The organism is Flavobacterium sp. TAB 87 (assembly GCF_001529295.1).
In the GTDB taxonomy this organism is placed as follows: domain Bacteria; phylum Bacteroidota; class Bacteroidia; order Flavobacteriales; family Flavobacteriaceae; genus Flavobacterium.
On the sequence record NZ_LLWK01000033.1, the window covers coordinates 142,175 to 158,317 of the forward strand.

A 16,143-nucleotide genomic window follows, 5' to 3' on the forward strand; every position below is an offset into this window, starting at 1 on the left:
CTAGATTTTTTAAAATGCGAATTGATATAATTACCCTTTTACCCGAATTATTGCGTAGCCCATTTGAGGCTTCTATTATGAAAAGAGCCATCGACAAAGGATTGGTTGAAGTTCATTTTCATAACTTACGGGAGTACACAACCAATAAACAAAAAAGTGTCGACGACTACCAATTTGGTGGTGGTGCTGGAATGGTCATGATGGTTCAACCTATTGATGCTTGTATTACGCATTTAAAAAGTGAACGAGAGTACGACGAAATTATTTATATGTCACCAGATGGGGAAACCTTGAATCAGAAAATGGCAAACAAAATGTCGATGCTCGAAAACATTATTATTTTGTGTGGCCATTACAAAGGAGTAGATCAAAGAGTTCGAGATCACTTTATTACTAAAGAAATTTCGATTGGCGATTATGTACTTTCAGGCGGAGAATTAGGCGCTTTGGTTTTATCAGACGCTTTGATTCGATTGATACCAGGTGTTTTGAGCGATGAAACTTCGGCATTAACCGATAGTTTTCAAGACAATTTGCTTTCAGGACCGATATACACTCGTCCAGCCGATTATAAAGGATGGAAAGTTCCAGAAGTTTTAACGAGCGGTCACTTTGCAAAAATCGAAAAATGGCGTGAAGATAAAGCATACGAACATACAAAAAACCGCAGACCTGACTTATTAGAGGATTAATATTTCTTATATTTATACTAGATAATTAAAATTGCTCACGCAATTCTAACCTTAAAAAGTATAAAATCATGAGAGAATTAATTTTTAAAGTATGCCTATTAGTTACGTTTTTAATAACCTCTGCCTCATTTGCACAAGACCTAAATAAAACATCTTTATTGTCAGACCTTAATAACACAGAAGGTATCGAATTAAGTAAAACAGAAAAAAGCAGTTTCGAAAAAGCGAACAACGAGTTAGTTTCTGATTTAATAGCTATGGACAAAAAAGAACGGTCTAAAAGCGAAAGAGACAAAGAAATTGAGCATCTTTTTGACCAAAGAGATAAAAACTTATCAGCGTCTTTGGGGCTGAACAAGTATAGCGATATCAAATCAAAAACGGATCTGAGCATTCAACAAGATAAAGAAAAACTTAAATTGACTAAACTATAGCCTTAATTTAGGATGATCAATAAATCAAAAGAGCTTTTAGCAGTAAAAGCTCTTTTTTTATTTCCGTATCATATTTAACTTCCTAAAAAACAACAAACTAAAGAAGCAGTAATTTTTAAATAAAATGAGTGCTATTTTAAGATTTTTCATTACATTTGCACCCAAATTTAGACTAACCTCTGGCGAAGTACGTGTATGTTGCTCTAAGGCAAAACCATTATTATAAGATATTATGGCAGATTTAATGAAATTCGTTCAAACCGAATTAGTTGCTAAAAAAGATTTCCCTGTTTTCGGAGCTGGTGATACTATCACAGTTTACTACGAAATTAAAGAGGGTGAAAAAACAAGAACTCAGTTTTTTAAAGGAGTTGTTATTCAAAGAAGAGGTTCTGGTAACACAGAAACTTTTACTATTCGTAAAATGTCAGGTGCAATTGGAGTTGAGCGTATCTTCCCAGTAAACTTACCAGCTTTACAAAAAGTTGAAATCAACAAAAAAGGTGCAGTTCGTAGAGCTAGAATTTTCTACTTTAGAGAACTTACTGGTAAAAAAGCTAAGATTAGAGATAAAAGAAGATAATCTATTATCTAATTGTTATAAAAAAACTCGTTTCATGTCATTTGAAACGAGTTTTTTTTTGTGCCACATTTTAAAACTGGCAAAACCGTAATTTTTTAATACCAAAATAATCGATTTGACAATTAACGATCTTCAAAATAGCAATTTGATAAATTAAGAATTCAATCAAAAAACTACACCGATTTCGGACTGTTTTTCTTATATTTGCGAAGCTCCTTTCGAGCCGAATATATGTTTTACATCGCTACTCTTTAGCGGTACGATTATAAAAATAAAAAAAATGACAAAGAATTCGAAAATTGTTTACACCTTAACAGATGAGGCGCCATTGTTAGCGACCTATTCTTTTTTACCAATCGTTCAAGAATTTACTGCAACAGCTGGAATCGCTATTGAAACACGAGACATCTCTTTGGCAGCACGTATTTTGGCTACTTTTCCTGAAGTTTTAACCACCGAGCAAAAAGTGGTAGATGCTTTAGCAGAATTAGGTCAATTAGCAACGAAAGCAGAAGCAAATATTATAAAATTACCCAACGTTTCGGCTTCGGTACCACAGTTGAAAGCTGCAATTTCAGAATTGCAATCTCATGGATATACAATTCCGAATTTTCCAGAAGATCCTCAAAATGATGCTGAGACAGCTATAAAAGCTAAATATTCAAAAGTATTAGGCTCTGCTGTTAATCCTGTTTTACGCGAAGGCAACTCTGATCGTAGAGCACCAAGAGCCGTTAAAAACTTTGCAAAAAAGAACCCACATAAAATGGGTGCTTGGTCTGCAGATTCAAAAACACACGTTGCATCAATGTCGGAAGGTGACTTTTACGGAAGTGAAAAATCACTTACAGTTGCTGAATCAAATGATGTGAAAATCGAATTCGTGGCTAAAGACGGATCAACAACTGTCTTAAAAGAAAGTACTCCGCTAAAAGCAGGTGAGATCATTGACAGTTCTGTGATGAATATCGCTGCTCTAAAAACGTTTGTTGCCAAAACAATTGCTGAAGCAAAAAAAGAGAACGTTTTACTTTCAGTTCACTTAAAAGCAACAATGATGAAAGTTTCTGACCCAATCATTTTTGGAGCAATCGTTGAAGTTTTCTTCAAAGACGTTTTTGTTAAGTACACTGATTTATTCAAAAAATTAAACATCGATACCCGCAACGGTTTAGGAGACGTTTATGCTAAAATAAAAGACCAACCTGAACAAGCTGAAGTAGAAGCTGCTCTAACTCAAGCGATCGAAAACGGACCTGCTTTGGCAATGGTAAATTCTGACAAAGGAATTACGAACTTACACGTTCCTTCTGATGTAATTGTGGATGCCTCTATGCCCGCTATGATCCGTACTTCTGGACAGATGTACAATAAAGAAGGCAACCAACAAGATACAATTGCTATGATTCCAGACCGCGCTTACGCTGGAATTTATACGGCAACTATCGACTTCTGCAAAAAACACGGTGCTTTTGATCCAACTACAATGGGAAGTGTTCCTAACGTAGGTTTGATGGCACAAAAAGCAGAAGAATACGGTTCTCATGATAAAACTTTTCAATTACATGCTGACGGAGTGGTTCGTGTAGTAGATAAAGACGGAAAAGTTTTAATGGAACAAACAGTTGAAGCCAATGATATTTTTAGAATGTGTCAAGCAAAAGACGCTCCTATTCAAGACTGGGTTAAACTAGCGGTAAATAGAGCGCGTTTGTCTGACACTCCTGCTGTATTTTGGCTGGATGAAAACAGAGCACACGATAAAGAATTAATCAAAAAGGTAAATACATACCTAAAAGATTACGATACTACTGGTTTAGATATTCGAATTTTAAATCCGGTTGCTGCAACTGAATTTACTTTGGAACGAATCATTAAAGGCGAAGACACCATTTCTGTAAGTGGAAACGTATTGCGTGATTACTTAACTGATTTATTTCCTATTTTAGAAGTAGGTACATCAGCAAAAATGCTATCGATCGTTCCTTTGATGAACGGTGGAGGATTGTTTGAAACAGGCGCTGGTGGATCTGCACCAAAACATGTAGAGCAATTTACACAAGAAGGATATTTGCGTTGGGATTCTCTTGGAGAGTTTCTTGCTTTAGGTGCTTCTTTGGAGCATTTAGGTCAAACACAAGACAACAGCAAAGCAATTGTTTTGGCAGAAACATTAGATGAAGCGAATGACAAATTTTTAGCTAACGATAAGTCACCAGCTCGTAAAGTGGGACAAATAGACAACAGAGGTTCTCATTTTTATTTAGCACTGTACTGGGCAGAAGCTTTGGCAGCACAAACTAACGATGCAGAATTAGCAGCAACATTTGCACCTGTAGCTAAAGAATTATTAGCAAACGAAGATAAAATTAATGCAGAGTTAATTGGAGCGCAAGGTAAACCTCAAAATATTGGTGGTTATTACCAACCTAATCCCGAATTGCTTACTAAAGCAATGCGTCCGAGTGCGACTTTTAACACTATTATTTCCGAAATCGCTTAATTTCGATTTGTACTACTTACTTAAAAAAAAGGCAACTCGTACGGGTTGCCTTTTTTTATGCATTTTAGAAAACATTAACGCTTGTTGGTTAAATTTTCTGACCATTTCTATAGATATTTGCTCCTAAGCAATAAATAACCAATGGCCCTCAAACAAAATTTTTTTCTCCTACTTTTATTCCTAAGTAGCTTATTTTCTTACGCTCAAGAAAAATATACTTTAAACGGAACTATTAGTGACTCCAAAAACAACGAAACTTTAATTGGGGTAAATATTTATTTTCCAGACCTCAAAATCGGAACCACAACGAATGAGTACGGGTTCTACTCTGTCACCGTTCCTGCGGGCCAACAAAATCTAGAAATTAGTTACATTGGCTACCAAACCATTGTTCAAAATATTGTGATCTCCAAAAGCACCAAACTTAATCTTTCCTTAAAAGAAGGAGGAGAACAGTTAAATGAAGTAGTAATTACAGACAATCGCGGTCGTGCCAATACTCGAACTCCAGAGATGAGCGTGAATAAAATGTCAATTTCGACCATCAAAAAAATGCCTGTGGTGTTGGGAGAAGTAGACGTTATTAAATCTATTTTACTATTGCCTGGCGTGACCAATGCGGGCGAAGGTGCTTCTGGATTTAATGTTCGCGGCGGTGGAGCTGATCAAAACTTAATTTTATTAGATGAAGCGACCATTTTTAATTCGTCTCATGTTTTCGGATTTTTCTCGGTTTTTAATCCCGATGCGATTAAAGATTTAAAATTATATAAAGGAGGAATTCCAGCACGCTATGGCGGAAGAGCTTCTTCTGTTTTAGATATTTATCAGAAGGATGGAAACAGCAAGGATTTTCATATGACTGGCGGAATTGGCTTAATTTCTAGTCGCCTATTGCTTGAAGGCCCAATTGTAAAAGACAAAGGTTCTTTCTTGATTGGCGGAAGAACTTCTTATGCCCATTTGTTTTTAAAGCTAAGCGAAGAAAACAAAGATAATTCGGCTTATTTTTATGATTTAAATATGAAAATAAGCTACAAACTAAACGACAATAATAACCTGTATGTTTCTGGTTATTTTGGTCGCGACGTGTTTAGTTTGAATAAAAGTTTCACTAATACGTATGGCAATTCAACATTAAATTTACGTTGGAATCATTTGTTTTCTGATAAATTATTTTCGAATCTATCCGTCATTTACAGTGATTATTACTATGGATTAGATCTGAAATTCGTAGGTTTCAAATGGGATTCAGGCATTAAGAATTACAACATCAAATACGATTTCAAGCATTATATTTCAGAGAAATTTAAACTGAATTATGGCGTTAATGGTATTTATTATGATTTTAATCCGGGGACGATAAAACCAACAGACGAAACCTCTGGAATCAATTCGAATCAATTGGATAAAAAATATGCTTTTGAGCCTTCTTTATACCTGGAAGCAGAAAGCAAATTGACGAAAAAACTATCGCTTGCTTATGGTTTGCGCTACAGCTTGTTTTACCGATTGGGTTCGTCAACCGTAAATTATTACCAAGACAATAATCCTGTAACTTTTAATCAAAATTTACAGATTTACCAAAAAGCAATACCGACAAGTACAAAATATTTTGATACAAATAAAGTCATTCAGAGTTTTGACAATTTTGAACCTCGCTTTTCAATTGGCTACCAAATCAATGAGGATCAAGCGGTAAAAGCCAGCTACAACCGAATGATACAGTATTTACAGTTGGTTTCTAACACGTCCTCTCCTACTCCATTAGACATCTGGACACCAAGTGATACTTATGTTAAACCACAAATTGCCGATCAAGTGGCTGTTGGTTATTTTAAGAATATTAAAAACGGTGATTACTCAATTGAAGTCGAGAGTTTTTATAAAAAGATTCAAAACCGATTGGATTATATTGATGGGGCCAACTTAATTGCCAATGACGCCATTGAGCAAGTAATTCTGAATGGCCGAATGCGTTCCTATGGATTAGAATTGATGTTGAAGAAAAACGAAGGAAAACTGAATGGATGGATCTCCTACACCTTGTCCAGATCAGAACAGCAAACGCCTGGAAGAACGTTAGAAGAGACCGGGATTAATAATGGAAAATGGTATACGTCTGCGTATGATAAAACACATAATTTAGCAGTAACTACCTCATATAATTTAAACAAGAAGTGGGATTTTGGAGCGAGTTTCATCGTACAATCAGGACAACCTGTTACCTATCCTAATGGAAAATATGAGTATTTAGGCATCAGCGTTCCTAGTTATGGCTTGCGAAATGACAATCGTTTACCGACTTTCCATCACTTGGATTTGTCGGCGACTTTAACACCAAGCAAGAATAAAGATAGAAATTGGAAAGGCGAATGGGTCTTTAGTATTTATAACGTGTACAACCGAATGAATGCCGCTTCCATTAGTTTTGGACAAAATGAAGACACAGGTTCGAATGAGGCAGTAAAACTTTCAATTTTCGGAATCGTTCCTGCTGTGACTTACAATTTCAAATTCTAAAAATAAGGTTCTCCTAGAAAAAAATACAACATGAAAAACATAGCTCTTTTAGCAACACTCCTCCTTACTTTCTTCGTTTCTAGTTGCGAAAATATAATTGATTTAGAATTGGACAAAGCGCCACCAAAACTTGTCGTTGAAGCAGCGATTAATTGGAGCAAAGGTACTCTTGGAAATCAACAAATTATCAAGTTAACTACCACTTCGGGATTTTATGATCAAGACATTCCTGTAGTTTCTGGCGCAACAGTTTATATTAGCAATAGTAGTAAGGTCCGTTTTGATTTTATTGAATTGCAAACTACAGGAAAGTACAGTTGTACTGATTTTATACCAGTACTAGACGAAACGTACACACTCACCATAATAACGAACGGAGAAACCTACAATGCCACAGAAAAACTAAAATCGGTCGCACCCATTACGCGTTTGGAACAAGACAATGAAGGTGGTATTTTAGGAACCGAGGTCGAAGTAAAAGCATTTTATACTGATCCTGCGGCAGCGGATAATTATTACTTGTTTTTGTATACTTACTCCAATAAAGTAATCTCGAACTATTTTGTTTCTAGTGATAAATTTTATCAAGGCAACGAAGTTTTTAGTTCTTCTAACAATGGAGATTTAGAAATTGGTGACGAAGTGGAGCTAAAACACATCGGAATTTCTAAAGAATACTATGAATACATGTCTATTTTGATCAATGTTGCTGGCGGAAGCTCTGGTGGACCATTTCAATCGCCACCCGCTACCGTAAGAGGAAATTTGATTAACAAAACCAATTTTGACAATTTTGCTTTGGGCTACTTTTCTTTAAGCGAAACTGATTCTCGAAAATATACGATAGAATAAAAATCACTACAACCACGAATTGAATTAAAAAAAAACTGCTTAGCAAGTTCATTCAGATGAATTTCATTGCTTTTATAAGTTCTAATTTGTGAAGTATTTTTATGTCTTTCAAAAAATACATTAAATTTAGTTGAAGCAGAATTTTATTCGATTGAAGGATTTCTACTAAAGGAACTTAAAGGCTGCTTTTTATCTAAATTTGCACTCAAACTTAATCATTATGTCATCACATCATATTGTTCGCGACGATCAAGAACCTGCTCTAATTATAGCCAATGGCGCCGCATGTAATTCTGAATTATTAGGACAATTATTAGAATGGTCTCCTTTGGTCATTGTACTCGATTCGGCCATGGAACGCGTGATGGAATTGGGAATAAAAGTCGATGTTTTGTTGGGTGACTTCGATCGTGGTTTTGACCCAGAAATCTATAAGACTAAACAATATCCAATTGAAATTGTACACACGCCCAACCAAGACAAAACCGATTTAGAAAAAGCATTTGATTACCTCATTGACCGAAAAATACCTGCAGCCAACGTAATTTGGGCAACAGGCAAACGCGCCGATCACACCATAACTAACGTAACCAATATTGTACGCTACCGTGATTTATTAAAAATTGTAATTCTAGACGATCATTCTAAAATATTTTTGTTGCCGCAGAAGTTCGAAAAATGGTATACCGCCAATACACCAATTTCATTAATTCCAATTGGAGAAGTAAGCGGATTACAATCTATCAATTTAATTTACCCCTTACAAAACGATACACTCACTATGGGATACCGCACCGGAAGTAGCAATAGTGTTGCCAATGATGGTATAGTCACCATCACTCATACCAAAGGTGATTTATTATTGATGGAATGTTTTGATTAAGCATTTAGAATTACATTAATTTTTAATAAAAGGTTTAGGAAAGCAAATAGCAAGTAAAAAAATCACAATTTGAAGTTTACAGGAAAAAATAATAACCATAAATCCTCTTTGCAGACTCTATGATAAAACAAAGCCCTTTACAGTAAAGGGCTTTGTTTATTTACTAAAATAAGTAATAACCAGTTATTCTTTTACTAATATAATGGTTGCTTTATAACCTGTACCTACATTCCATTGACTACCAAAAATAACAGCGCCTTGATCGTCGTACACTTGAAATTCGGCTGTATTAGGTGCAGCAAATCCTTCGTTCAAAGCTTCAAAATCTATTTTATTTGTGCCCGGAACTAAGTTTATTTTAAATCCACCAAATTCACTATCCAAATCCACTTCTGGCTCAATAACCTTGTCGTTCAAGTATACTTTTATCTTGTCACCATCTACAAAAGCTGCGTCACGGTAGCGAATTGTGGAAGTAAATGATTTGGTAGCAAAACTTCCTAAATATTGGTTGCGTCTGTAAAAAACACCTTCGCTATTCGACTCTTTTTTGTAAAGCGCACTATCACTAAATAGTTCTTCCGGATTAATTTCGAGCGGATTTGGCTTTGCAACCAGTGCTGGCGGATTTCCTTTTGGTGCGCTTTCGGCAGGTGGAATTTCCTTTTTAATTTTAGATTCCTTTGGTGGAACTGCTTTAAACTTCGACTTATTAATTTCTTGTGCAAAACCTTGCAAAGAAATACTACTCATAACCATCAAAAAAAATATCTTTTTCATACGCTTTAAATTATTTATAAACATCTCGCAATTGCGCAAAAAAAACGCAACAATACCTCATCATAAAACTATAATTTTCCTGATTTATTGTATGTAAAGTCTTAAAAGCTGATGTCCTTCGAATGTAAAATCCAAAGAATTACAAATATCACTTAAGATCTTAAGGAGCTAATCCCGCTTTCACCTATATCTTTTTGGCCCAATTATCATTGGCACAAAAAGGATACCGGCTCTATCGGGGCTAATAGGTTAATAATAGTCGAGAAAAACGGTAGTATAATCTCGCTTTTATTTACTTTTGAAATACTTAGAGAAAGACCTTATATCTCTTCTAAATCTTTTTTACGTAGTATTGTTCAGTAAGAACTGCTAAGCTAAATTCAAAATTAGAAAAAGCTCTAAATGAAAACAGTTGGCATGATCTTAAACCACAACAAAAACGCAGACCTAGACATTAATGAAAAAAATTGCCTCTTACTTTCTATTGATATTGATAGTTATTTGTCTATTAATTGTTTCTCTGATGCGCTCGGATATTCCGGTACAAGAATTAAAAACAAAGTACACCAATGAACATTCTAAATTTATAAAAATTAACGGAATGCAAGACCATTATACCGATGAAGGTCAAGGAACACCACTGATACTTCTTCACGGAATTGGATCTTCTTTAAACACTTGGGACGGTTGGGAAGAGGAACTTAAAGCTAATTTCCGAATTATTCGGTTGGATTTACCTGGTTTTGCTTTAACAGGTCCGAACCCAACGCATGAGTATTCAATTGAGTTCTATGTTTCGTTTATGAAATCTTTTTTGGATGCCCTTACTATTGATGCTTGTTATATGACAGGAAGTTCATTAGGAGGATACATTACTTGGAACGTTGCTTCAGCGCATCCCAACTTGGTAAAAAAGATGATTTTGATCGATGCTGCGGGTTATCCTTTTACCAACGACACCACTCCATTTGTATTTAAAGTAGCTCAAACTCCGATCGCTCCTTTATTTAAAAATACTACTCCTCGCTTCCTAATTGCTCATATACTTAAGCAAGTTTACGGCGATGATTCTAAAATCACGGATACCGTTATCGACAGATACTACGATTATGCTAGAGGTGAAGGAAACAGAGGTGCATTTTTAGATGTTGTAAAAAGTCTCCACTTTACGCAGTATCAAAAGATAAAAAATATTAAAACGCCTACATTACTAGTATGGGGCGCAAAAGACACGTGGATAGAACCCCAATTAGGCAAGCGATTCCAGCAAGATTTACCAAATTCAAAATTGATTATGTATCCAGGTGTTGGACATATTCCGATGGAGGAACTACCGAAGCAAACGGCCGCAGATGCACAGCTCTTTCTTCTGGGAACTTCGAGTAACGCAAACAGCAATTAACAGGAACAGTCTATCATATAAATAATTGTCCGTAAATATCCATTACGAAATAAAAATAAATTTTGATTAAAAGTAACGTGCTTTTTAACTTACTTTTAAAAGTAGTAATCACGGAAACCTTTGTTCTTAATTGCGTTTTATTATCTTTCAATACCGTTCAAAGTCAGTATTTTAAAAAATTAGAAAACTAGATATCCCAGGCGCAATTGGTAGCAATAACTTTTGCGCTAAAAAACATAAAATTGAATTTAGTCCTAATTATTAATATAGATGGTAAAAAAAATTATGGTACGAAATACATCAATATTATTGGGAGACCATTTTTAAAAATTTATCAATGAACAAATTTCTAGAGGAAAATATAGTTATTTAAGTGAAGTTGCGAGAACCACTTTAGCGTTTTTCGAACAAAAAGAAACAAAAGCTCAAATGTTAATAAATGAACTAAATGAAAGAGTCTTAAAATAAACAATTTTGACCGAAATAAAAATCTATGAATACTAAATCTAATTTTCAAAAACAATCTTCTAGTATATAATTGGTAAAAGGCATTAGACGATAGTAATAGCATTTGGATTTATACGGCAGAAAATTGGCCTATTGAAAAAGCTGATAGATACGACAACTTAATTATTGACCTAATTGAATATACCGTCCGTAATTTAGATGTGGCTCGCGATATCATAAAAATTAGAAAATCATATAAATATTCAAGAGTAAAATCAAATTTAGTTTTCTTTAAAATAGATAAAATTAATAAAATTGAAGTAGCTAAATTTTTATATGAAAGAATGGATAATAAAAACAAATTGTCCGAATACATAGAAAAGCTACTGCTAATGTCCATTACAAAATAAATCTGATTTTAGTAGAATAAACGGTCATTATCATGCATTCCTGTACCAGAAAACACTTTGCTCTAAAGTCGCAGCCAACTTCTAGCGCCAAGACAACCCTGACCATATAATAACACTAGAAACGCTGATTAAAAAATAAGAGCCAATTATACAAGACACCTTTCATTATTTACTTTTTATAATCATTTTAGTCTGCTAATTTAAGTGCCGTTTAAAATAAGTAGTATTGCCGTTCTATTACTATTCAATCTTAAAATATATCCAATTTGGAATATGTATCTTTGCGCCGAAATAAAATCTAATGAAAGAGACCTCCACTTCGGTTAAGACCAATTTGCATCCTAGAAATTTACATCGAAGCCGTTATGATTTCGAAAAACTTATAGGGCAAAACCCTGCATTGAAACCGTTTGTTTTTGTAAACAAACACCAAATTGAAAGTATCGATTTCAGTGAGCCCGAAGCTGTAAAACAACTCAATAAAGCATTATTGCAAACGTATTACGACATTCAAAATTGGGATATTCCTAAAGATTATCTTTGTCCGCCTATTCCTGGTCGCGCAGACTACATTCATTACATCGCCGACTTATTAGCTTTATCTAACGACGGAAAAATTCCCGAAGGAGAAAATGTAATGGGATTAGATATTGGCGTAGGTAGCAATTGTATTTACCCAATTATTGGCAATGCTACTTACGGTTGGAGCTTTGTTGGTACAGACATCGATCCAAAAGCAATTGATAATTGTAGCGCAATCATAGAAAACAATCCGAAATTAAATGAGGTAATTAGTTTGCAGCAACAAACAGAGTCGCGTTTTATTTTTAAAAATATTATTACTCCAGAAGATCGTTTTGCATTTACACTTTGCAATCCTCCTTTTCATAATTCTGCTGAAGAAGCACAGAAAAGCACGATTCGGAAAGTAACTAATTTGAATCCGACTGCGCAAAAAACTGACAAGCCTGTTTTAAATTTTGGTGGACAACATGCCGAATTGTGGTGCGATGGTGGCGAACTAGCATTTATTAAGCAAATGATTTATGAAAGTGCCAAATACCCAATGCAATGCTTATGGTTTACAACTTTAGTGTCAAAAAGTGATAACCTAAAAACGATTTATAAAACCTTAGCAAAAGTTCAGGCCGTAACCATAAAAACAGTTGATATGGCACAGGGACAAAAAACAAGTCGTTTTGTAGCGTGGACTTTTATAAGTGAAACACAGCAAAAAGCATGGAAATTTTAAAATAAGTTGTTGATTTGTTTTTTAATAGAGAGCTCTAAGACGATTATGAAATCAATAATTATAGTTCTGCAGAAAAAAACATCCTATTATTACATTCTTTCAAAAAAATATTTAATATCAATCATAATTCAATATTAAATAGAAATTCAGTCGAATAAATAAATTTTAACGTTATTTAAGTAGTATTTTAGCCAATATAACCTTAAACGACCACAAATGAAAAAACTTCTGTTTATTCTAACCTTAATTTTCTCGGTTGCACTAAGCGCTCAGGAAATTAAAATTACCGGTGTGGTAACCGATGAATCAAACGCAACCTTACCTGGAACAACTATTATTGTAAAAGGAACTGCAAAAGGAACCACATCAGATTTTGATGGTAGCTACAGCATTACTGCAAAAATGGGAGATGTTTTGCAATTTTCTTATGTTGGACTAGAAACAAAATCATGGACTGTAACGGGAAACTCATTAAATGTGACTCTAAAAGGTTCTGGCGAATCACTAGAAGATGTTGTTGTACTAGGATCTCGTAATCCTGCTAGAACAGTAACAGAGTCTACAGCTCCTATTGATGTCATCAATATGAAAGACATTTCTTCGCAAGGACCACAAGTCAATTTAAGTCAAATTTTAAACATGGTTGCTCCATCTTTTACGTCAAACTCTACAACTGTAGCTGACGGAACAGACCACATTGACCCAGCACAATTAAGAGGTTTAGGTCCAGACCAGGTTTTAGTTTTAGTGAACGGAAAAAGACGCCATACTTCTTCCCTAGTAAACATAAATGGTTCTCCAGGTAGAGGATCTGTAGGTACAGATTTAAATGCCATTCCTGCTTTTGCTATCGAAAGAATTGAAGTGTTAAGAGATGGTGCTTCGGCACAATATGGTTCTGATGCTATTGCCGGTGTAATCAACATTAACGTTAAGAAAAACACCAATAAATTAGATGTCAATCTTTTTTCTGGCGGAAACTTTTCTAAAGGTGCTAATGACCATTCCGGTGGTGTTGATGGTGGAAATTATCAATTAGACTTAAACTACGGAACCAGTTTGGGTAAAGAAAAAAGTTTTATTAATGCGACCGCAAGTTTTCAACTTAGAGATGCTACAAGCAGAGCAAAAGATGTAACTGGAGCTTTATTCAACGCCTACAATGCTATAGAGGATAGAGCTGCAACTGCAGGAACAAATATTAATTCTTTGTTCGCAAACATTACCAATACACCAAACACCGCACAAATACTTAGTGCAATTAAATTATACGCTCCATCGGTAAGTTACTTTACAGGTGCACAGCAAACCGCAATTCTCGACGCTACCACTATTTCTCAAATGCAAACCGCTCTAAACTTTGATGCGACAGAAGGTGAATTAGCCTTTAGAAATTTACAGAGAAAAGATTTTAATATGAGAGTCGGACAATCTTCTTTAAAAAGTGCTCAATTCTTTTTAAACGCTGCTTATCCTATAAATGATAATCTAGAAATTTATGCTTTTGGAGGAACAAGCTTTAGAGATGGTGAAGCTGCTGGTTTTTACAGACGACCGAATCAGTCGAGAGGATATTCAGGTTTATACCCGAATGGATTCTTACCAGAAATTCACTCTACAATAAATGATGCGTCTGTTGCCGCGGGACTTAGAGGACTGTTATTTAAAGATTGGAATTTTGATTTGAGTAATACATTTGGTAGAAATGCTTTTGATTATTCTATTGAAAATACAGTGAACTCTTCGATGAGAGAAGGTTCTCCAACTGAATTTGATGCTGGTGGTTTAGCTTTTGCACAAAATACCACTAATTTTGACATGAATAAAAAGTACGAAGTTCTTCAAGGTTTAAATGTAGCTTTTGGAGCAGAGTACCGTCATGAAAACTTTAACATTAGTCAAGGTGTGCCGGACTCTTACAACCTCTATGATATTAATGGAGCAGTTGTAACGGGAACAACTCCTGCAAACATCAAAGTAACTGACTTTTACAATGCTACAAGACCAGGTGGAGCACAAGTTTTTCCAGGTTTCAGACCTGCAAATGCAGTTGATAAAGGACGTAATAGTTATGCTTTATACACTGACTTAGAATTAGACGTTACTGAAAAATGGTTGGTTAACGGAGCCTTGCGTTTTGAAAATTATTCAGATTTTGGAAACACAACTAATTTCAAAGTAGCCACACGTTACAAAGTAACAGAAAACATCAATTTACGTGGAGCGATTTCAACTGGATTTAGAGCACCATCTTTACACCAAATCTATTTTAATTCGACGGCTACACAATTTGTAGGTGGCGTACCATTTGAAGTAGGAACTTTTAGCAACGATTCGCAACCAGCGCAATTATTAGGAATTCCTAAATTGAAACAAGAAGAATCTAAAAGTGCTAGTATCGGTTTTACAGCAAAAATTCCTGCCGCTAACATCACTTTAACTGCAGATGCTTACATCGTACAAATTGATGATAGAGTCGTTCTTACTGATCAATTTTCTAGACCAGGTGGAACTCCAGCAGCGGGAACGCCAAACGCTACTTTAAATGCTTTATTTGATACTGCAGGCGCAACAGCAGCCACATTTTTTGCTAATGCAATTGACACAGAATCAAAAGGTATTGATGTGGTAATTAGTCATAAAACAAGTTTTGGAAACAATGTTTCTTTAAAATCAGATTTATCAGGAACGTTCTCCCAAACGTACCGAGTGGGTACTATTCATGCTTCACCAATATTAGAGGCTGCTGGTCAAGTAAACAGATATTACTCTGAGGCAAGTCGTGTGTATTTGCAAGAAGCAATTCCAAGAGTTAAGGCTAATTTGACTAACTCATTAACGTATAAAAAATTCGATTTCTTTTTAAGAAATGTTTATTTTGGAAAAGTGACCGATCCTAACACTGCTGATGCAAATGGAGACGGAAGAGTTGAAGGAGCGCTGGTAAACGGGCAAGTAATTGAAGTAGAGCACCCAATTTGGGGAGCAAAAATAATCACTGATTTATCGGTAGGTTTCAAAATCACAGAAGCGGCCAAAATTGTCATCGGAGCCAATAATATTTTTGACATTTATCCTGATGAAAATTTAGGTCCACAAAGCGTGATCAGACCAAGATTAGTTGGTGGTGCTATTGACTATACGGCTACTCCCTCTACTATTGATTTATCAAATGCAAACCAATTTGTCTATTCAAGAAATACATCTCAATTTGGTCAAAACGGAAGATTCCTTTTTGCTCGATTAAGTTTCAGTTTCTAATAATTACCTTTTTAAAAATGAAAAACCATCATGCTCAGCAAGATGGTTTTTTTTTTGGCTTAAACTTAAGTGCAAAAAGAATTCAAACTTTGTAACTTTGTAATTCCTAATTTTCAACATA

At 35.0% G+C, this 16,143-nt stretch carries 12 protein-coding genes; 11 read left to right on the forward strand and 1 reads right to left on the reverse strand.

What is annotated here, in order from left to right:
• Positions 1-14: 14 nt before the first annotated feature.
• From trmD to AP058_RS05420, 7 genes are all read left to right on the forward strand, one after another.
• On the forward strand, positions 15-692 hold the full coding sequence (trmD, locus tag AP058_RS05390; RefSeq protein ID WP_066307566.1) for a tRNA (guanosine(37)-N1)-methyltransferase TrmD: 678 nt from the start codon (positions 15-17) through the stop codon (positions 690-692).
• 68 nt (positions 693-760) lie between these two features.
• Positions 761-1,126, forward strand: a complete 366-nt coding sequence (locus AP058_RS05395) for a hypothetical protein (RefSeq protein ID WP_066307568.1) — start codon at positions 761-763, stop codon at positions 1,124-1,126.
• Between the two features lie 232 nt (positions 1,127-1,358).
• On the forward strand, positions 1,359-1,709 hold the full coding sequence (rplS, locus tag AP058_RS05400; RefSeq protein WP_066307570.1) for a 50S ribosomal protein L19: 351 nt from the start codon (positions 1,359-1,361) through the stop codon (positions 1,707-1,709).
• Positions 1,710-1,989: 280 nt separating this feature from the next.
• Entirely contained in the window at positions 1,990-4,212 is a 2,223-nt protein-coding gene (locus AP058_RS05405; protein WP_066307572.1) for an NADP-dependent isocitrate dehydrogenase, read from the forward strand.
• Between the two features lie 141 nt (positions 4,213-4,353).
• Entirely contained in the window at positions 4,354-6,735 is a 2,382-nt protein-coding gene (locus AP058_RS05410; RefSeq protein ID WP_066307574.1) for a TonB-dependent receptor, read from the forward strand.
• A gap of 30 nt (positions 6,736-6,765) precedes the next feature.
• Positions 6,766-7,587: a DUF4249 family protein gene (locus AP058_RS05415; RefSeq protein WP_066307575.1), complete on the forward strand. Its 822-nt coding sequence runs from the start codon at positions 6,766-6,768 to the stop codon at positions 7,585-7,587.
• A gap of 220 nt (positions 7,588-7,807) precedes the next feature.
• The gene (locus tag AP058_RS05420; protein WP_066307576.1) at positions 7,808-8,470 is read left to right on the forward strand and encodes a thiamine diphosphokinase; all 663 of its coding nucleotides are present in this window, start codon (positions 7,808-7,810) and stop codon (positions 8,468-8,470) included.
• A gap of 183 nt (positions 8,471-8,653) precedes the next feature.
• Here AP058_RS05420 and AP058_RS05425 read toward each other — a convergent pair whose 3' ends face one another.
• Entirely contained in the window at positions 8,654-9,250 is a 597-nt protein-coding gene (locus AP058_RS05425; protein ID WP_066307578.1) for a hypothetical protein, read from the reverse strand.
• A 457-nt stretch (positions 9,251-9,707) separates the two neighbouring features.
• Here AP058_RS05425 and AP058_RS05430 point away from each other — a divergent pair, with 457 nt between their 5' ends.
• The 4 genes from AP058_RS05430 (at position 9,708) to AP058_RS05440 (ending at position 16,022) form a co-directional block, all read left to right on the forward strand.
• Entirely contained in the window at positions 9,708-10,652 is a 945-nt protein-coding gene (locus tag AP058_RS05430) for an alpha/beta fold hydrolase (protein ID WP_066307579.1), read from the forward strand.
• A gap of 345 nt (positions 10,653-10,997) precedes the next feature.
• Positions 10,998-11,120, forward strand: a complete 123-nt coding sequence (locus AP058_RS16625) for a type II toxin-antitoxin system ParD family antitoxin (RefSeq protein ID WP_231739568.1) — start codon at positions 10,998-11,000, stop codon at positions 11,118-11,120.
• Between the two features lie 690 nt (positions 11,121-11,810).
• Positions 11,811-12,761, forward strand: a complete 951-nt coding sequence (rlmF, locus tag AP058_RS05435; protein ID WP_066307581.1) for a 23S rRNA (adenine(1618)-N(6))-methyltransferase RlmF — start codon at positions 11,811-11,813, stop codon at positions 12,759-12,761.
• A 216-nt stretch (positions 12,762-12,977) separates the two neighbouring features.
• Complete coding sequence (locus AP058_RS05440; protein WP_066307582.1) at positions 12,978-16,022, forward strand: TonB-dependent receptor; 3,045 nt, start codon at positions 12,978-12,980, stop codon at positions 16,020-16,022.
• Positions 16,023-16,143 lie beyond the last annotated feature (121 nt).